Here is a 17,749-nt window from a genome sequence, read left to right as displayed (position 1 = left end):
GGGCATGGGGGTCTGGGGCGTGTTCACGCCACAACGATGCCCGGGCCCGATGTGAGTAGAGCTACAGAAATCCTGCGGATTTCCTGGCAAGCTCCACGCCGCGTCTCAGGTGTTTCTGACCTACGTGCAACGGATTTCCCGAGACGCGTCTCCACACAAAAAAACGTTGTCGAACGAATGCGCCTCCACGGTATAGTGATCCGCCGATCACCGGCACCAACGTAACTCGCGCGGGCAGGGACATTTTCATCGACTACGCAACCGCCGCGGATCTCGACGATGCGGCCCGCGCTCTCGCGGCGGCTTTCGACGCCTATCCCTGGACACGATGGTCCATCCCGGCCGACGGTTATGCGGATCGGCTGCAACGTCTTCAACGGATGTATCTGGGATTCGCCGTCGATCACGGAATCGTGCTGGTCACCCAGGATCTGTCCGGTGTGGTCGCGCTGCTGCCCCCGGATACGCCGGAGCCGGACGAACAGTTCCAGACAGAGGTGGCCGACCTGCACGGCGACCGATTGATCGCGGTAGCCCGGGCTCACACTCCCGCGCCTCCCGAGGGCGCCTGGAATCTTGCGACACTCGGCGTCCACCCGGACAACCAGGGTCGAGGTCTGGGGAGCGCGCTGGTGCGAGCCGGGTTGGCCGTCGTCGACGAGATGAATCCGCCGGGGGTGAGAGTTGCGCTCGAGACCTCCGACTCTCGCAACGTGATGATCTACGAACGGTCCGGATTCGTCGTCACCGCAACAACTCCGGTCGATGATGGGCTCGTCGTACATTCGATGCTCCGCGACCCCGGTGGTGGCGGGGTGCCCACGACCGGGTGAGGACGCTGCTACCGTTCGCCCGATGGCCGCGGACTTCGAGTTGACCGACGACGACCTGCGCGTCGTCGTGCGTTACGCCACCCAGTGGGCCACGGAAGTGCTGCCGGTCTTCGAGCGAGCGCAGCCCGGCGACGAGCGCCCGCGTGCGGCGATCGAGGCGGCGCGTCAATTCGTCGGCGGCGCTCCCAGGTCCGCCCGGCAGCGGACCGCGGCCTTCGAGGCGCACCGTGCCGCCAAGGCCGCGCCGTCGGAGGCCGCGCGACTGGCCGCACAATCCGCTGGTGACGCCGCTGCGGCCGCCTATCTGCATCCGATCGCGAAAGCGCATCAGGTCGGGCACATCCTTCGGGCCGCGGCGAACCGGGCCCTTGTCGCCGAACTCGAGAGCGGCGGCGACCCGGTTGTCGGAAGCGAGATGATCGAGGTCGTCTGCCGACGGACACCGCCCGAGCTCGTCGACGTGCTGTGCCGGTACCCCGAATCACGCGGCGGCGCGTCGCGGGGTTCGCGTTTGATGGCCGATCTCGACAGGCGATTGCGGGCGTCGAGACTACGACCCGACTTGGACGTCTGACTCAGACGAATGGCCGCTCGGTTTGCTCAAATACTCTGTGCGCGAGCGGATCTTGTCGCTCATTTGCGTGACAAACGAATCGCGGCATGGGATGGTGTTGCCTGGCCGGTGAGCGCAGTCGGGTTCACCGGTCGTCGGAGTTGTCTCATGTCGAAAGGTATCCAGTGTCCTCGTCTGAACTCGGTCTCACCGCATTGCTCGCCTTCATCGGTCCGCTCCTGGCGCTCTACGCCAACGGAAGCTAGCTCGACGAGGGCCTTTCGGGTCTGAATCATCGCTGACGGCCGCACGGCGCCCACCTGGCCCGTGCGGCCGTCGCGTCCGCGGCGTCACGTGTTCGCCGCAAAGTCGCCCATCGCCGGCGATCGTCCCCGATACTGCTGCGGTGAACGTTTCCCAGCGGACCGCGGTCTCGGCCCTCGTGCTGCTGTTCGCCATGGCGGGACTGCTCGTCCCGACGCCGGGCGGCAGCGATGCCGCCCCCACGGGCTGGCGGTACACGATGGTGGCCTTCAGCAACTCGAGCGCACGCGACATGGATGTGTACGAATCGACCGACGGGCTCGAGTACCGGATGGTGCGCAAGTCCGCCTACCGCCCGCCGACGGGGTACGTCCGCGATGCGAGCATCTTCCGGCACACCGACGGCTGGTACTACGTGACGTACACGACCGCCGACGGTGCGAACATCGGTTTCGCGCGCAGCCGCGACCGCATCACCTGGAACTTCCTCTACAACTGGCCGGTGCCGCTGTGCTGTGCGTTCCTGCCGGGCACGGGTGACGGCAGGGGATTCGGTTCGTCGAGCGGGCCCGGGTCCTCCGGGTCGGCGGGTTCGAGTGACGGTCCGTCGTTGTCGCCGTTCACGACCAAGGCCTGGGCCCCCGAATGGTTCGTCGAAGGCGGTCGGGTCAACGTCATCCTGTCGATGTCGACCGGTGGTGGCTTCGTTCCCTATGTGATGACGGCCCTCGATCCCGGGTTGCGGATGTGGAGCCCGCCCGTCCCGCTGCTGAGCATCGGCGCGGACCACATCGACACCACGGTCATCAAGGTGGGCCCGACCTACCACGCGTTCACCAAAAACGAGACGAAGAAGTTCATCCAGCACGCGGTCGCGGCGTCGTTGCTGGGGCCGTACCGGTTCGTGCCGCCGGGCAACTGGGGTCTGCTCGTGGAAGGTCCGGCCGTCGTCCAGCTTCCGAACGGCGCCTGGCGGATGTATCTCGATGCCTACCGGAACGGCCGATACCTGTACTCCGACAGCACCGACGGCATGCGCACCTGGACGCCGGTCAAACAGATCCCCGGCATCTCCGGAACGGTCCGCCACATCGGGGTCATGCGCGAAGCGGCCTGATCGACGCGCCCGAGCTCACCCGACGGTGATCGCGTCCAGGCGTTGTCTGATGAAGTCCCCAGAGACCACCGGGGGCAGTCCCGACCGTCGCCCGATCGGCGGGGACACCGGGACGACCGTGGCGTCGTGGTCGAGTTCGTAGAAGTAGATCAGCGACACCAGGTCCTCCGCGGGTGCGTCGGGCTGCGGGGGCAGCACGCGGTGTCGTCCCGCCGGCCATCGTCCTGCCGACCAGTACTCGAGGATGTCGCCGATGTTCACCGTCAGCGCCTCGGGGTCCCAGGGCGCGTCGGCCCAACCGCCGTCGTCGCTGTACACCTGCAGCCCACCAGCCCCCGGCTCGCGGTCGAGAATGGTGACGGTGCCGAAGTCGGTGTGCGGACCGATGCGGAACTGGCCCGGCTCGGGTGCGCCGACGTCGTGCAGGGGCGGGTAGTGATTGATGTTGGACGTCCACGTCGGGTTCGATGCCAAGCCGCGAAAAGGGTTGGCGTCGACCGCATCAGCGGAACCGCCGAGCCCCAGTGCCGCGGCCATCAGCTCCAGCAGGTCGTCGGAGAGCCGCTTCATCTGACTCGTCCACGCGGTGAACAACTCGCGGAGTTCGGGAACCTCCGTAGGCCAGACATCGGGAGCGAACCAGAAATCGTCGACCTCCGGGATCCCGACCGGCGTCTGCGCGCCCGAACTGAATGTCTCCTTCAGGTCGGGCGGGGTCTCGGTGCCCTCGGAGAAGCCGTTGGCCTCCTTGCCGGGCCCGATCCAACCGCGACCACCGACGCCGACGGAATACCGTTCCTTGACGTCGTACGGCAGGGCGAAGAACCGGCGGGCGGCGGCACGGAGGGCGCCGGGAAGGTCGGGATCGAGTCCATGCCCCGTGACGAGCAGGAAGCCGGCCTTCTGCAGGGACTCGTCGACCGCGGCGCACACGGATTCCGCTGCGGCCCCTCCCGAACGCCACGCGGTCAGATCGACCGTGTGTATCGGACTGCCGGTCATGACCGTCCCTCCGCGGCGTCCTCGTCGACGGTCCGACCGATGTCCTCGTTCCACACCGCCGGGTTGGCCTCGATGTAGGTCGACATCATGTCGATGCAGCGCTGGTCGTCGAGCACGATGACGTCAACTGCGTTGTCGCGCAACCAGTCCTCGCCGCCGTAGAACGAGGTGTGTTCGCCGATGACCACCGTGCCGATGCCGAACTGCTTGATCAGACCCGAGCAGTACCAGCACGGCGACAGCGTGGTCACCATGATCGTCGAACCGTAATCGCGCTGACGTCCGGCGGCCCGGAACGCATCCGTCTCGCCGTGGGCCGACGGGTCGTCGTCCTGCACCCGTCGGTTGTGTCCACGGCCGAGGAGAGTGCCGTCCGCGGCGAACAGGGCCGCGCCGATCGGGATGCCGCCTTCGGCGAGACCGGTGAGTGCCTCCTCGACGGCGACGTCGAGCAGTGCGGGGAGGTCGAGGTCGGCATGATCGTGGAGCGTGCGCGTCATGGTGTCGAGCGTGCCGTGCGCACCGCGTCGAGACAACTGACAAAACGTCGTGCTGCACCCGGTAGACGCCTTGCATAGTGTCGACCCATGATTTCCAGTCCCGAGCGCGGCGGCACGGTGTCGACGCCGACCCTGCGGCAGATCCTGCGAGACCAGCTCGCACCCGCGGATCCCAGAATCCTGTGCGGCCACGACCGGCTCGACGTTCCCGTGCGCTGGGTCCATTCCAGCGAGATCTATGAGATCGGGCCGCTGCTGACCGGCGGAGAGTTGCTGCTCACGACGGGGCTCGGCCTGCGCGGGCTCGACGGCGGTACTCGCAAGCACTACGTGCACGACCTGGCCGAGCGCGGGGTGGCCGCCGTCGCCTTCGAGGTCGGGCGGACCTTCGACGAGGTCCCGGACGAGATGGTGCGGGCGGGGTCGGCCGCGCGGCTGCCGATCATCGAACTCCGGTCGGTCGTCCCGTTCATCGACGTGTGCCGAGCCGTCAACACCTCGATCGCGGCACGTGAGGTCGACGAGCTACGGATGCGCGCACTTCTCGACGACGCCCTGCACGACGACCTCGCCGCCGGTGCCGGGGTCGCTCCCATGCTGGGGCATCTCGCCGACCTGCTCGACGCGCCGGTCGTTCTCGTGACCGCGGCCGGCGCGCTCGTGTCCGCTCACGGGGTCGACGACGACTCGGCCGCGTGGCGCGTCGTCGACCGTGCGGTGGCGGAGGTGCCCGTCCGCAGCAGGGGGCGGTCGCTGGCGCGTCTGGTCGTCGGTGAACGTGCCGGTGCACCGACGGTTCCGTATGCCGAGGCGCTCCTGAGAGCGGCCGCCGGACCGGTGTCGGTGGGGTTGACGCGCGCCGGCGTGCGTGGTTCGGCGCTGGCGGCGAGGCTCGTCGAGGACCTTGTCGACGGGCGTCCGCTGCGTCGGGCCGACCTCGAAACTCGGCTTGCCGGTGCGGGTGTCACCGTCGGCGGCCCGTCGGTGCTGGTGCCGCTCGCCGCGGAGGCGCCCGACCCGCGGATGGCCGATGCCGCGGTGGCGGCCGCCGCCTTCGATTCGATGGCCCGCAGCATTGTCGACGCGACGGTGTACGCGCTCGTCTCGGTACCGGTCGGCGGTCCCGGCGACGTCGATCCGGTCGAGCGGGTGGCGTCCGGCCTGGCCCGATCCACCGGGCTGGGACGCACGACGATCGTGGTCGGCGACCCCGTGGGCATCGACCGTTCGCGCCCGGGTGCGGACGCCTCGAGAACCCTGACCGACTCCCTGCGGAGGTGCGCGCGGCAGCTGGGTCTTGCCGCGTCCGCGGTGTCACCGGCCGGCGCAGGACGCCGGGTGCACACTGCGCGCGAGATGCTCGTCGACGAGGCGATCGGCACGTTGGAGCCCTCGGTACGCGCGGAGCTCAGCGCGCTGGCGGCGCCGCTGGCGGCTCACGACGAGCGTGCCTCGACCGAACTCGTGCGCACCTTGGCGGTGCATCTCGCGCACGGATGCAGTGCGACACGGTCGGCCGAGGTGCTGCACATCGGCAGGCAGAGTCTCTATCAGCGTCTGGAACGCATCAGGGTGGTGCTCGGGTTCGATCCGACCGAACCGTCGGTCTACGCCTCCATGATGGTGGCGCTGCGGTCTCTGGCCGCGGGGGCCTGACGTCGGGGGCGGGGCGTCACCAGTTGTAGTCGAGGAACTTGCCGTCGAACGTCACGACGACGCGGTCGCCGTTCGGATCGGCGCGGCGCTCGAACCCGATCTTGAAGTTGATCGCGCTCATGATCCCGTCGCCGAACTCCTCGTGGATGAGTTCTTTCAGCGCCGGTCCGTATACGTCGAGAGCCTCGTAGAGGCGGTAGATGGTGGGGTCGCTGGTGGCCGCCTCGTCAGGTGTCCGGGTGGGCTGCAACCGCAGGCTTTCCGCGACACCCTCCCCGAGGCCGAGGAGTTCGACCACCGTGGCGGCCTTCGCCGGGGGAACCGGGTGCTTGCCCAGCAGGGCCGCCACCGTCCACACGAGCGGCGCGTCGATCGTGTCGGCGATGCTCGCCCAGGTGAGCCCCTGGCGGATGCGCGCCGAGTTGATCAGTTCCGCGGCTTCGGATTTCGGCATGATCGGGGTGGTCATCGTGTTCTCCTCGCGGTGGTGGGACGTGAAACGGTGCCGGCTGGCGGTGACGTGCCGGGCGCGGAACGTCGTGCGGGCGCGGCGCCATCGGTCAGTATTCCCACGAATGGTGCTGCGGGCCACCGCTGGTGTGTGCCGGGCACACTTCACATGTCACGGTTCGGGAAGTGAGGCCGGTGTAACACGATGACTCGCCGATGACACCGTGCGGACATGTGGCCCCGCTTCCATGGGGCGACTACTGAGGAGTTCGAGGAGAACCACATGTCCTATGTGAAGCCGTCTGAATTCGCGGTGAAGATGATCGACGCCGGCGAGGCGAAGGTGTTCCTGTCGACCCGCGACACCCTGATCCGGGCGTTCATGGCGGGAGCGATCCTGGCCCTCGCCGCTGCGTTCGCCGTGACGGTGACCGTCCGGACGGGGGAGCCGCTGCTCGGCGCGCTACTGTTCCCCGTCGGATTCGTGTTGCTCTACCTGATGGGTTTCGACCTGCTGACCGGAGTGTTCACCCTCGTCCCGCTGGCGCTGATCGACAGACGCCGGGGCGTCACCGTCAAGTCCATGCTCCGCAACTTCGGTCTGGTGTTCATCGGCAACCTCCTCGGGGCGATCCTGGTCGCGGTGATGATGGCGGTGATCCTCACCTACGGGTTCAGCGTCGGTCCCGATGAGGTGGGACGCCAGCTCGGGGAGATCGGGCACAGCCGCACCGTCGGCTACGCCGAGCACGGAGCGGCCGGAATGCTGACGCTGTTCATCCGCGGGGTGCTGTGCAACTGGATGGTGTCGACCGGTGTGGTCGGGGCGATGATGTCGACGTCGTTGCCGGGCAAGGTGATCGCGATGTGGATGCCCGTCATGCTGTTCTTCTACATGGGCTTTGAGCATTCCATCGTCAACATGTTCCTCTTCCCGTCAGGACTCATGCTGGGTGGTGACTTCTCGATCGCCGACTATCTGGTGTGGAACGAGATCCCCACTGTGATCGGCAATCTCGTCGGCGGTCTGACGTTCGTCGGTCTGACGCTGTACCTGACGCACGCACGGACCGCACCCGATCGTCGCCCCGCCTCGCACGACGAGACGACCGAGGTCGACGTGGCGGTGCCGGTCCGCACGACCACGTAGCTCATCGACTCCGTATGACCCTGTGCCCGCAGCGCCGCGGATACAGGGTCATACGGATCGGCGAGTTCAGACTGTGGGTGCCGAACCCGTCTCCGGCGGATCGTCCTGCAGGGCGCGGGCATACCAGGCGCCGAGGCCGAGGAGGATGAGCCCGGTCACGATGAACACGACGACGCGGAAGATGCCGTCGAGGGTGGCCAGGTCGAAGAGGAACAGCTTGGCGATCGCCGCGGCGACGAGGACCAGCCCACCGGTGACAGCGGCGGTGCGGGCAGCGCCGCTGCGCCGCCGGGCATGGGCGAGCGCCGCGCCGGCAAGGGCCATCCAGCAGGTGGTCGCCACGACGTGCCCGGCCAGGAATCCGTCGGGGCCACCGATCAGGACGCCGGCGGTCACGCTGATCACGGTGAGCGAGAACACGACGACCATCCCGGCCGCGATGTGAGCTGCGCGCGAGAGGTTCTGGTCGGTGATCCGGGCCCAGCCCGCAGCCAGGACGAGCGCTCCGGAAGCCGCGAACACGCTGGCGACGACGATTCCGAGGTCGGCATCGCGTTGGATCAGATCGGCGTCGGCGAGAACGTACGGTGGCGCAGCGTCGAGAAGGGCCGCGACACCGATCGCCCAGATGACCGAGCTGCCGACGAGAAGCACCCGTGACATCGTCGACGACGTCCGGGCGACAAGACCGGTCACTGTGGCCAGCCCCAGCAGCACCGCCATCGCCACCGTCCCGTCGAAGCTCACGAGCACCGCGACGAACAGCAGGAGAAGTGCGGTGGCAGACCAGATCTGGGCGACCGAGTCGGGAACCCGTCGAGTGCCCCTGCGTGAGAGCGCCGCACCGATCAGCACGGTGCCGATGAACGCGAGGGCGACCGAGACCTGCAGGATGACCGCGCCCGGCAGGTGCATCGCCGACCCGGCGAACAGTGCGGGGACGGTCGTCGCACTCGCGAGCCCCGCTAGTACTTCGCGGAACCTGGTGGTGGGCATGGAGAGCAGCGCACCGCCGACACCGAGGACGACGACCACGGCGACCGCGGTTGCGAAGACCGGGTCGGAGCTCCCGGGCGCATTCCACCCGACCAGGCCGAGGAGGCCGACGAGGGTGAGCGGGATCGTGGGCGCGGCCAGGCGCACGGCGTGCAGCCAGATCCAGTCACGGCCCAGCTGGGCCCAGGCCGATGCGGCGCTGAGCACCACCATGAACGCGATGAGGGTCGTGTCCAGCCCGCCGGTGAGTACCGGGGCCAGGACGATCAGCGGGACCACCACCAGCAGCCCGAGATGTTCGCTGCGCCAACGGTGGGCGAGGACGAGGCCGCCGGCGGCGACGAGCCCGGCGGCACCGAGACCGGGGACGATCGGTAGCCATTCGTAGATCTTGGTCGCCGCCAGGACATCGAGGTACCCGGCGGCGATGCCGGTGGCGGTCAGGGCGATGGCGCCGATTCGGCCGTCGGTCCGCCCGCGCAGCCACATCCCGCCGGCGACGAGTCCGGCCGCGAGGACGGCCCCGCCGGCGACGCGGAACTCCGGGCGCAGGATTCCGGCCTGAGCGGCCAGCACAAGGAGCAAGGCGACACCGATGAGGGTCACACCGACGCCCGCGGTCGCGAGGATCTTGCCGATCAGCCCGCGTTCGGCCGCTGCGCCGATCCGCTCGGACATCGACGGTCCGGCCGGCCGCGGCGGCGGGATCACCGGCGACACCGGTGGTCGGTATGACGTGTTCGGCGGGCCGGGCATGGGCGCCGGACCGGCCATCGGGGGCACGACGGCGCCCGGCGGCAGCGGGGGAGCGGCCGGTGGTCGGTGGGGTGGTGAGAACGGTGGCGCCGACGGTGCCCATGGTCGGGATGGCGCCCCGTGCGGGTGGTTCGACGCGGGGGGAGGCGACGCCACCGTCGGCGGGGTGAAGCCGGGAGCCGCTGTCTGTGGCGTCGGTCGGGGCGGCTCGGCGGCGGTGTCGCGAGCCGGCCCGTCCGGTGAGGCGGCGAGGCGTCGAAGTTCCGCGAATTCGGCTGACACAGTGGACATCTGACGAGCGATGGCATCGAACTCGGTGGAGATCCGGGCAAGCGTGGCAGTACTCGGGTCGCCGCCGAACATGCTGCTGGGAGAGGTCATGGTCCGACGATGACCGACCGCGGCCCGAAGGGGATGAGTAGTCGTACGCAGACGGGGTGAGGATTTCGTGTGAGCGGGGTGTGCGGCTCGTGGACCGGCGACCGCCGACGGCTACTGTTGGGCCATGCCTGCGCAACGGGTGCGAATCGACAAGACCACACCGCAGGTCTACCGGAAGCTGATCGCGGTGTCGACCGAGGTCGCCGCGGCCGCCGAGTCGATCGGGTTGAGCCGGTCCCTCATCGAGTTGGTGAACCTGCGGTGCTCGCAGATCAACCGCTGCGCCTTCTGCATGGATCTTCATGCAGAACTCGGACGTTCCGCGGGCCTGACGACACAGCAGATCGACGTCATCGCCGGATGGCGCGATGCGCCGGACCTGTTCGACGACGTCGAACAGGCGGCCCTGGAGATCGCCGAGCTGGTCACCGAGCTGCCCGCGCACGACGCCGCCGACATGGCGTACGACCGGGCGACCGACATCCTCGACACCGAACAGACGGCGGTCCTGATCTGGGCTGCGGTGACCATCAACGCGTTCAACCGGATGTCCATCGTGAGCGGATACCGCCCCCGGCCCGGCGCATCGCCCCGGAAGTCGGCGGCTCCGTTCACGCGACGCGCGAACGGCTGACCGGTCGCCTTCCTCGACTCACCGTCCTTTTCGGGAGAAGGCACAAGCGGCCGCGGCCAGTGATGCCAAGGTGATCGCCGCGCACCAGGCGAGTCCGGTTACAGACTGCGACCCCAGGTCGTGCACAGGTGACCCGCCGGTGCCCACACCGACGAGCAGGGCCCGTATCGATTCGATGATCGGGGTGATCGGTTGCGTCTCGGCGAAGCCGCGCAGCCACGCCGGCATCGTCTCTGGTGGCACGAATGCGCTCGATACATAGGGCAGGAAGAGCATGACGAAGCCGAGACCGCCTGCCGCGGCGGGTGTTCGTACCGACACCCCGATGAATGCGGCGAGGCAGGTGACCGCCAGAACGTAGGCGAGGACGATCCCGGCAGCAGCGAGCCAGTCGGCAAGCGATGCCGAGGGCCGAAAGCCGATGGCCACCGCGACGATCAGGACGACCGCGGTGGACACGGAGTTCTTCACCACACTGGCCGCGACATGTCCGAACACCACGGTCGCTCCGACGATCGGCATCGACCGGAAGCGGTCGATGATTCCGCCGTTCATGTCGGTGGCCACGGCCAGGGCGGTGTTGGACGCGCCGTAACCCGCGCACAGCAGGATGACTCCCGGGGTTGCATAGGTGATGTAATCCGTGCCCACGGACATGGCGCCGCCGAACACGTAGACGAACATCAGCATGATGGCGATCGGCAGGATGAGGGCGAGGAGCAACTCGTCGGGATCGCGACTCATCATGCGCAACGACCGCGAGAACATCGTGGTCGCGTCGATACGGAGGTACCGAAGCCGTCTCGACGACGCGTCGTGGACTGCGGGGGCGTCGGCGCTCATGCCGCGACCTCCTCGCCGGTCGCCGGAACCGCCGGCCGGCCGGTCGACGCCAGGAACACGTCGTCCAGTGTGGGAGAACGTAATTCCCAGGTGTCGACGGTGACCGTGGAATGTTCTACGGCGTCGAGGACCGCCCGCGTGTGGGACAACGAACGGTCGGTCGGCACGCGAACGGTGGTCGCCTGGACCGAGGGCCCCAAGCCGTTGAGGTGGCGGGCCAGTGCCGTCGCATCGGCTGCGGTCGGCACGACGAACTCGAGTGCGGCCTCGCCGACCTGGTGTTTCAGGTCTTCCGGCGTGCCGGTGGTCCCGATCCGCCCGCCGCTGATCAGGGCCACGCGGTCGGCCAGGCGGTCTGCTTCCTCGAGGTACTGCGTGGTCAGCAACACTGCGGTTCCCTGGGCAACCACATCGTCGATGACCTGCCACAGCATCTGACGACTCCGCGGGTCCAGGCCGGTGGTCGGCTCGTCGAGGAAGAGCACCACCGGCCGATTGAGCAGTCCGGCAGCGAGATCGAGACGCCGGCGCATGCCCCCGGAGTAGGTCGTCACCAGCCGGTCGGCGGCGTCGCTGAGATCGAACGCTATCAGGAGTTCGTCGACCCGGTCATCGACGGTCCGCCGGCGATGGTGGGCCAGACGCCCCATCATTGTGAGGTTCTCGCGAGCGGTGAGCTTGTCGTCAACGGCAGCATACTGCCCTGTGAGACTTATGATCTCGCGCACACGCCGGCGCTGGGTGGCGACATCGAAGCCGCCGACGCGCGCGGTCCCGCCATCGGGTCGGGTGAGTGTGGACAGGATGCGGACCGTGGTGGTCTTGCCTGCCCCGTTGGGGCCGAGGAGGGCGACGACCTCGCCGGCGCCGACTTCGAGGTCGAGTCCACAGAGAACGGGCACTCGGCTGTCCCCGCTCCCCAGCGATTTGACAAGGCCGACGGCTTCGACGGAAGGAGCGGCGGTGCGGGCGCTGATGGGCATGGGAGATCCAATCTGTGTACTGGAAAAACTGTTTAGGCAAGTAACTGCGTACACTAAACGCAGTTCTGTGCTTAGGCAAGGTTCGGGAAAGGAGATGATGGTGCCGTGAGTTCCGAGGACACGCTGAAACGACTGTGGACGGGTGCACGGGAAGGCCGTCGTGGACCAAAGCCGGCGCTCAGTCTCGACCGCATCGTCGACGCCGCCATCGGGATCGCCGACGCCGAGGGCCTCGACGCGGTCTCGATGGCTCGCATCGGCGAGGCGCTCGGATGTTCGTCGATGGCGTTGTATCGCCATGTGTCGGGCAAGAATCAGTTGCTACTCCTGATGCTCGACACCGCGACCGGTGCCCTGATCCTCCCGCCGCGCACCGGCAGGTGGCGAGACGACCTGGTGGCGTGGACTCGTGCGCAGATCGACGGCATCGTGGAGCGCCCCTGGTACCTGGACCTTCCCCTCACCAGTGCGGTTCCCGGACCGAATCGGATGGCCTGGATCGAGGCGGCTTTCGAGATCCTCGATGAATTCAACCTGCCCGGCGACGACCGGTTCGAGATCGTCGGACTGCTTGCGCAGTACGCATTGTCGGCTAGCCGGGTGGAGATCGAGCATCGTCGCAGCGTCGAACTCCGAGACGATGGTGATGACCATGACGGTGAGAATGAGAACGGTGACGACCACACCGCGGCGTCGTACTTCGAGCAGATATTGACGAACCTCGCCGATCCCGCCCGGTTCCCTTGCACGGTCGCGGCTCTGGGCTCCCCTCGTTCTCAACCGGTCGACGAGGACTTCGGACTGCGGCTCATCCTGGACGGCATCGCCGCACACGTCGCCCGGTCCTCTTGAAGGCTTCTGGCTCCGAGCGCGAACGGATCTGGGCCGGCTCACCGGCACCGCGTCCGGCATGATGGCACCCATGTCGAGTCCGCCGTCGATATCGACTCCGCGCCCCGGCCGGCTCGTTGTCGGCACCCTGGTGCTGTTGACCGTCTTGTACTTCGCGCAGGGTCTGCCCTACGGGTTCTTCAGTCAGGCGATACCCGTCATCCTCCGCGAGGAGGGTTACTCGCTGACCCAGATCAGTGTCTACGGACTGCTGTTCGCGCCCTGGGGCCTGAAGTTCCTGTGGGCGCCCTACGTCGATGCCTACGGCACCCGACGCCGCTGGTTGCTCACGCTCCAGTTGTCGTCGGCAGCGGTGGCTCTCGTCCTGGCGTGCCTCGACCTGTCCGGGACCCTGGTCTGGTTGCTGGTGGGCATCGCGGTCATCAATCTGCTCTCGGCGACGCAGGACATCGCGACCGACGGGCTCGCCGTGTCGATGCTCGAGCCGCGGCAGCGTGGCCTGGGCAACGGAATCCAGGTCGGCGCGTACCGAATCGGCATTATCGCCGGGGGTGGCGGGCTTCTCTGGCTGTTCTCCCTCGCCGGGTGGCGTGCCCTGTTCGTCGTGATGTCGGTGTTGTTGTTCGCGGTCACCGCCGGGGTGTGGTTCCTCGCGCGGGAGGCGCGGCCGGCGCCGGCCGACGTGTCGTCGAAGCCGGTGGCGCCCGGGCTACTGCTCACCGGATGGGTCGCACGCCTGCGCCGGCCCGGCGTGCTGGTCTTCATCCTCGTCGTCGGTGCGTTCAAGTTCGGGAACTCGATGGCGTCGGCGCTGGTCGGCCCGTTCATGTCCGATATCGGGCTCACGCTGGGGCAGATCGCGCTCATCGAGGGCGCACTGTCATCGGTGGGGGCCCTCGGCGGGGCGGCCCTCGGCGGGTGGCTCGCCTACACCTACGGTCGTCGGCACGCGCTGCTCGTCGGCGGCGTCACCCAGACCCTGAGCCTCGGACTGTATCTGGTCGCATCGCTGGGCGTGGGCGGCTTCTGGCTGGTGGTCACCGCCAGCCTGGCCGAACACATCCTGGGCGGGGCGGCGACGGTGGCCGTGTTCACGCTGATGATGGATGCGTGCCAGAAGGATCATGAGGGCAGCGATTACACGTTGTTCGCGTGCGCGGTGGTCGGCGTGCAAGGTGCAGCCGGGTTTGCCGCGGGAGTCGTCGGCGATCTGTTCGGTTTTCCCGCGGTCTTCGCCACCGGGTTGGTTCTGTCGGGCCTCGGGTGCCTCGTGATGATCCGCGCCCTCGACCGGGGGATGGGTCCCGAACCGATCCGCGCGCTACGCAGGGTCGGCGCCCGGAATCCGTAGCAGCAGTGCGCATGTGGCGCACATTATCGCTACGAGATCCCGGCGGGGAGGAGGGTCGCGAGAGCCTCGTCGATGACGCGTTCGAGATCGTCGCCGAGGTCACCGGCGAGGTACTGGCGAGCCAGTTCGGCCATCGCCCCGGTGAAGATCGCGGCGCGGACCCGCCCGGTCAGCGGGTCGGCGTCGCGTGTGTCCGCCTCGGCGAAGGCCAGCTCGCGGAGCATGTCCTGGGTCGTTGCGCGGCGTTGTGCGAGAACGGGATTTGTGACGGCAGCGGTGAAGAGAATCCGTCCACGGCGAGGGTCTGCCGAGGCGTGGCCGAGCACCGCGCGGATGCCTGCTCTGGTACGTGCCCGCACCGAGGGGCCTGCGTCGATCAGGGCCGACTCGACCACGGAACCGAGGTCGGCTGCGGTGGCGTCGTAGAGCGCGCCGAGCAGCTCGTCGATGTCGGCGAAACTCTCGTAGAAGTACCGCGTGTTGAACCCGCAGTGCCGGCAGACCGACCGGACCGACAGGTCGGCCTCGGTGCCCTCGCCGCCGAAGATGTCGAAGGCCGCCGCGATCAGGTCGGCGCGTCGTTCGGCGCGGCGTACGGCGAGCGGGACGCCGGCCCATCGGGTCGGTACAGACATCGCTCCACCATAGTGCGGCCCGCCCCTCGACTCCAGGTCTGGTCACGCCCGTGTCCAGAGGTCTATTCTGGGTACGACCGTGACCACACGCCCGCTTCTCGGAAGGACCGTCGATGACCGTGTCCCTGGCCCCCGTACGACTCCCGTCCACCGAATGGGTTCCGCTGACCCTGCCGCATGAGTTCGTGGGTTCGTGGCTCAACGGCAAGTTCGACGAGAACGTCCGGGCGAAGTTCTTCCGCGGAATGGAATTCGAGAACCCGGAAGGCGACCCCGGTTGGTTCGGGCCGGACAGCGCCACCTGGTACGTTCATTCACACACTCCCGCTTTGATCTTCGGACTGCAGTGCGCGTCATACCTGGAGCGCCTGGATCCCAGCATCTTCTGGATGGGGGTCCAGCACTCTCGTCTGGTCCGGCGCCGCGAGGACGGCACCCCGACACTGTCCATCGACCCCGACGGGGCCATGACCCGCCTCGGCCACTCGCTCGCGTTCTTCATGGGCACTGCGTACGGCTCCACGGAGACGGCCGAGCGGCTCGCGCGCACCGTGCGCGTGATGCATCACACCATCAAGGGGGTACGGCCCGACGGCGCCGCCTACGACGCCGACGACCCGGCCTGGCTGCGGTGGAACTACGCGACAGTGGTCTGGGGTATCGCCACGGCTCACGAGATCTACCACCCGAGGCCACTGCGCGGTGCGGAACTCGACGGCTACTACGCGGAATTCGTCCGCGTCGGGCATGCACTCGGCGGCACCGACCTGCCGACGACCAAAGCGGATACCCTCGCCTGCCTAGAGGAGTACCTCCCGAAACTCGCTCTGACACATGGCAACGCGATGGCCACCGGTGGCAACGTGCAGAATCCGGCGCAGGGGGCGGTGGACTGGGCGATCCGAGACACCATGCCGCGCTGGGCGAAACAACTGATCATGTATCGGGCCCCGAACCCGGTCGAGCGTCGTGTCCGCCGGAGCATGGTGTGGAGCATCATCAACTCCGCGCATCTGACGATGGGGGAGGCGCCGGAGTTCGCGGCCGCGCGCCGCCGAGTGGCGCAGGGAACGGATGTGCCGCACACCCTTCCGCGATACGAGCTCGGTTCCGACCCCGAGCGGACGCGGGCCGAGATCGAGGCCTCGTTCGCCCACTAGCCCACCTCGGGCGGAGGTGTCAAGCGCACGTGTCTCAAACGTCAATGACGGCAACGGTATTCGTCCATGCGCCGGGGCTGAGAGTCTCCTGAAAGCGGAAACACCGATTTCATCTCTCGTCATGCCGGCGTAACAAAGTCACAATACGTTTACCCCCCATACGCAAGATCGCAAACATGTTGCGACGCGTATCTCATCGGGGGGTCGCGCGGCGTCGTGCCGCGTGCTCGTCGTGGCCCCACCAGAGTCGACCTGAGACGTAGTGAGAAAGGCTTCCGATGCCGTCTGTTTCGTTGCCGTCCGCCCCGCCCCCGGGGGACACAACTCCGCCTGCACCCTCGACCTCGCGCCGTAGGCGGTACGGCATCCTCATCCCCGCGGCGCTTTCCGCGGTCGCCCTGGTCATGACCGCGTGCGGCAGCTCGGCCGGCGACGAGTCGGCGTCGACCGCACAATCCTGTGTCGACACCTCGGGCAACACCGTGAAAGTCGGTTCGCTGAACTCCTTGTCGGGCACGATGGCCATCTCGGAGGTCACGGTGCGCGACTCCATCAAGCTCGCCGTGGACCAGATCAACGACGACGGCGGCGTGCTGGGCAAACAGATCACCCTCGTCGGTGAGGACGGTGCTTCCGAGCCGACGATCTTCGCCGAGAAGGCAGAGAAGCTCATCTCGAGCGACTGCGTCGCGGCCGTGTTCGGCGGCTGGACGTCCTCGAGCCGCAAGGCCATGCTGCCGGTCTTCGAGGACAACAATTCGTTGCTCTACTACCCGGTGCAGTACGAGGGTCTCGAATCCTCGCCGAACATCTTCTACACCGGCGCCACCACCAATCAGCAGATCGTCCCGGCCCTGGAGTACCTGAAGGAAAAGGGCGTCAAGTCCCTGTATCTCGTGGGCAGCGACTATGTGTTCCCGCAGACCGCGAACCGGGTGATCAAGGCGTACGCCGAGGCCAACGGCATCGAGATCAAGGGCGAGGATTACACCCCGCTCGGCTCGACCGACTTCTCGACCATCGTCAACAAGGTCCGGGCCGCTGACGCCGATGCCGTGTTCAGCACTCTCAACGGCGATTCCAACGTCGCATTCTTCCGCGAGTACAAGAACGTCGGCCTGACCCCGCAGGCGATGCCGGTGGTGTCGGTGTCGATCGCGGAGGAAGAGGTCGGTGGTATCGGCGTGGACAACATCGAGGGCCAGCTGGTCGCGTGGGACTACTACCAGACCATCGACAACCCGGCGAACGTGTCGTTCGTCCGTGACTACAAGGCCGCCTACGGCGCCAACAAGCCGACCTCCGACCCGATGGAGGCCGCCTACGTGTCGGTGTATCTGTGGAAGAACTCGGTCGAGAAGGCCAACTCGTTCGCCGTGGCCGACATCCAGAAGGCCGCCGGCGGAGTCACTTTCGACGCCCCCGAGGGTCTCGTGACCATCGATGGCGAGAACAACCACATCACCAAGACCGCCCGCATCGGTGAGATCCGCGGCGACGGACTCATCTACACGGTGTGGGATTCGGGTCAGCCGATCGAGCCGGACCCCTTCCTGAAGTCCTACCCGTGGGCCGAGGGTCTCAGCAGCTGACCCTGCGCACCTGATCCCGCGTGACGACCCGTCCCGCGTCC

General features: G+C 67.6%; 17 protein-coding genes. 10 read left to right on the top strand and 7 right to left on the bottom strand.

Annotated features, from left to right (window positions below):
* The first annotated feature begins 380 nt into the window (after positions 1–380).
* From MAY35_RS06975 to MAY35_RS06965, 3 genes are all read left to right on the top strand, one after another.
* Complete coding sequence (locus tag MAY35_RS06975; protein WP_238420158.1) at positions 381–833, top strand: GNAT family N-acetyltransferase; 453 nt, start codon at positions 381–383, stop codon at positions 831–833.
* Positions 834–855: 22 nt separating this feature from the next.
* Positions 856–1,407 carry a putative immunity protein gene (locus MAY35_RS06970; RefSeq protein ID WP_238420157.1) on the top strand — a complete coding sequence of 184 codons (552 nt, stop codon included), beginning with the start codon at positions 856–858 and terminating at the stop codon, positions 1,405–1,407.
* A 436-nt stretch (positions 1,408–1,843) separates the two neighbouring features.
* Positions 1,844–2,767, top strand: coding sequence for an arabinofuranosidase (locus tag MAY35_RS06965; protein ID WP_238420185.1), 924 nt, complete (start codon positions 1,844–1,846; stop codon positions 2,765–2,767).
* 15 nt (positions 2,768–2,782) lie between these two features.
* On the opposite strand, the gene MAY35_RS06960 is transcribed toward MAY35_RS06965, so the two are convergent.
* Both MAY35_RS06960 and MAY35_RS06955 read right to left on the bottom strand, forming a co-directional pair.
* Entirely contained in the window at positions 2,783–3,769 is a 987-nt protein-coding gene (locus MAY35_RS06960; protein WP_238420156.1) for an isopenicillin N synthase family oxygenase, read from the bottom strand.
* A complete protein-coding gene (locus tag MAY35_RS06955) occupies positions 3,766–4,269 on the bottom strand; it encodes a nucleoside deaminase (protein ID WP_238420155.1) in 504 nt (167 codons plus the stop codon). Before MAY35_RS06955 ends, MAY35_RS06960 begins: the two co-directional genes overlap by 4 nt.
* Before the next feature lie 87 nt (positions 4,270–4,356).
* On the opposite strand from MAY35_RS06955, the gene MAY35_RS06950 reads away from it, so the two are divergent.
* Positions 4,357–5,925: a PucR family transcriptional regulator gene (locus MAY35_RS06950; protein WP_238420154.1), complete on the top strand. Its 1,569-nt coding sequence runs from the start codon at positions 4,357–4,359 to the stop codon at positions 5,923–5,925.
* 16 nt (positions 5,926–5,941) lie between these two features.
* On the opposite strand, the gene cynS is transcribed toward MAY35_RS06950, so the two are convergent.
* Positions 5,942–6,394, bottom strand: coding sequence for a cyanase (gene cynS / locus MAY35_RS06945; protein WP_238420153.1), 453 nt, complete (start codon positions 6,392–6,394; stop codon positions 5,942–5,944).
* A 264-nt stretch (positions 6,395–6,658) separates the two neighbouring features.
* Between cynS and MAY35_RS06940 the strand changes: the two genes are divergently transcribed.
* Positions 6,659–7,525 carry a formate/nitrite transporter family protein gene (locus MAY35_RS06940; RefSeq protein ID WP_238420152.1) on the top strand — a complete coding sequence of 289 codons (867 nt, stop codon included), beginning with the start codon at positions 6,659–6,661 and terminating at the stop codon, positions 7,523–7,525.
* Positions 7,526–7,591: 66 nt separating this feature from the next.
* Here MAY35_RS06940 and MAY35_RS06935 read toward each other — a convergent pair whose 3' ends face one another.
* Entirely contained in the window at positions 7,592–9,658 is a 2,067-nt protein-coding gene (locus MAY35_RS06935; protein ID WP_238420151.1) for a DUF2339 domain-containing protein, read from the bottom strand.
* Positions 9,659–9,782: 124 nt separating this feature from the next.
* Between MAY35_RS06935 and MAY35_RS06930 the strand changes: the two genes are divergently transcribed.
* Positions 9,783–10,292 (top strand): carboxymuconolactone decarboxylase family protein, encoded by a 510-nt coding sequence (locus MAY35_RS06930; RefSeq protein ID WP_238420150.1) that lies wholly within the window; start codon positions 9,783–9,785, stop codon positions 10,290–10,292.
* Positions 10,293–10,310: 18 nt separating this feature from the next.
* On the opposite strand, the gene MAY35_RS06925 is transcribed toward MAY35_RS06930, so the two are convergent.
* Both MAY35_RS06925 and MAY35_RS06920 read right to left on the bottom strand, forming a co-directional pair.
* Entirely contained in the window at positions 10,311–11,135 is an 825-nt protein-coding gene (locus MAY35_RS06925) for an ABC transporter permease (RefSeq protein ID WP_238420148.1), read from the bottom strand.
* Complete coding sequence (locus MAY35_RS06920) at positions 11,132–12,118, bottom strand: ATP-binding cassette domain-containing protein (protein ID WP_238420147.1); 987 nt, start codon at positions 12,116–12,118, stop codon at positions 11,132–11,134. Before MAY35_RS06920 ends, MAY35_RS06925 begins: the two co-directional genes overlap by 4 nt.
* 105 nt (positions 12,119–12,223) lie before the next feature.
* Between MAY35_RS06920 and MAY35_RS06915 the strand changes: the two genes are divergently transcribed.
* Together MAY35_RS06915 and MAY35_RS06910 are read left to right on the top strand one after the other, a co-directional pair.
* Positions 12,224–12,970, top strand: coding sequence for a TetR/AcrR family transcriptional regulator (locus MAY35_RS06915; RefSeq protein ID WP_238420146.1), 747 nt, complete (start codon positions 12,224–12,226; stop codon positions 12,968–12,970).
* 70 nt (positions 12,971–13,040) lie between these two features.
* Positions 13,041–14,321, top strand: coding sequence for an MFS transporter (locus MAY35_RS06910; RefSeq protein ID WP_238420145.1), 1,281 nt, complete (start codon positions 13,041–13,043; stop codon positions 14,319–14,321).
* 29 nt (positions 14,322–14,350) lie between these two features.
* Here MAY35_RS06910 and MAY35_RS06905 read toward each other — a convergent pair whose 3' ends face one another.
* The gene (locus tag MAY35_RS06905; RefSeq protein ID WP_238420144.1) at positions 14,351–14,956 is read right to left on the bottom strand and encodes a TetR/AcrR family transcriptional regulator; all 606 of its coding nucleotides are present in this window, start codon (positions 14,954–14,956) and stop codon (positions 14,351–14,353) included.
* Between the two features lie 113 nt (positions 14,957–15,069).
* Here MAY35_RS06905 and MAY35_RS06900 point away from each other — a divergent pair, with 113 nt between their 5' ends.
* A complete protein-coding gene (locus MAY35_RS06900) occupies positions 15,070–16,116 on the top strand; it encodes an oxygenase MpaB family protein (protein ID WP_238420143.1) in 1,047 nt (348 codons plus the stop codon).
* 278 nt (positions 16,117–16,394) lie between these two features.
* On the top strand, positions 16,395–17,708 hold the full coding sequence (gene urtA / locus MAY35_RS06895; RefSeq protein WP_238420142.1) for an urea ABC transporter substrate-binding protein: 1,314 nt from the start codon (positions 16,395–16,397) through the stop codon (positions 17,706–17,708).
* Positions 17,709–17,749 lie beyond the last annotated feature (41 nt).

Origin of the sequence: Gordonia sp. 'Campus' (assembly GCF_022206305.1) — a bacterium.
Taxonomy (GTDB): Bacteria; Actinomycetota; Actinomycetes; order Mycobacteriales; family Mycobacteriaceae; genus Gordonia.
This window is presented reverse-complemented; position numbering and strand designations above follow the sequence as displayed.

Coding starts and splice junctions, on each gene's coding strand:
- MAY35_RS06975 (WP_238420158.1), top strand. CDS start 381: ATGTATCTGGGATTCGCCGTCGATCACGGAATCGTGCTGGTCACCCAG.
- cynS (WP_238420153.1), bottom strand. CDS start 6,394: ATGACCACCCCGATCATGCCGAAATCCGAAGCCGCGGAACTGATCAAC.
- MAY35_RS06950 (WP_238420154.1), top strand. CDS start 4,357: ATGATTTCCAGTCCCGAGCGCGGCGGCACGGTGTCGACGCCGACCCTG.
- MAY35_RS06905 (WP_238420144.1), bottom strand. CDS start 14,956: ATGTCTGTACCGACCCGATGGGCCGGCGTCCCGCTCGCCGTACGCCGC.
- MAY35_RS06900 (WP_238420143.1), top strand. CDS start 15,070: ATGACCGTGTCCCTGGCCCCCGTACGACTCCCGTCCACCGAATGGGTT.
- MAY35_RS06940 (WP_238420152.1), top strand. CDS start 6,659: ATGTCCTATGTGAAGCCGTCTGAATTCGCGGTGAAGATGATCGACGCC.
- MAY35_RS06955 (WP_238420155.1), bottom strand. CDS start 4,269: ATGACGCGCACGCTCCACGATCATGCCGACCTCGACCTCCCCGCACTG.
- MAY35_RS06935 (WP_238420151.1), bottom strand. CDS start 9,658: ATGACCTCTCCCAGCAGCATGTTCGGCGGCGACCCGAGTACTGCCACG.
- MAY35_RS06965 (WP_238420185.1), top strand. CDS start 1,844: ATGGCGGGACTGCTCGTCCCGACGCCGGGCGGCAGCGATGCCGCCCCC.
- MAY35_RS06970 (WP_238420157.1), top strand. CDS start 856: ATGGCCGCGGACTTCGAGTTGACCGACGACGACCTGCGCGTCGTCGTG.
- MAY35_RS06920 (WP_238420147.1), bottom strand. CDS start 12,118: ATGCCCATCAGCGCCCGCACCGCCGCTCCTTCCGTCGAAGCCGTCGGC.
- MAY35_RS06925 (WP_238420148.1), bottom strand. CDS start 11,135: ATGAGCGCCGACGCCCCCGCAGTCCACGACGCGTCGTCGAGACGGCTT.
- MAY35_RS06930 (WP_238420150.1), top strand. CDS start 9,783: ATGCCTGCGCAACGGGTGCGAATCGACAAGACCACACCGCAGGTCTAC.
- MAY35_RS06910 (WP_238420145.1), top strand. CDS start 13,041: ATGTCGAGTCCGCCGTCGATATCGACTCCGCGCCCCGGCCGGCTCGTT.
- MAY35_RS06960 (WP_238420156.1), bottom strand. CDS start 3,769: ATGACCGGCAGTCCGATACACACGGTCGATCTGACCGCGTGGCGTTCG.
- urtA (WP_238420142.1), top strand. CDS start 16,395: ATGCCGTCTGTTTCGTTGCCGTCCGCCCCGCCCCCGGGGGACACAACT.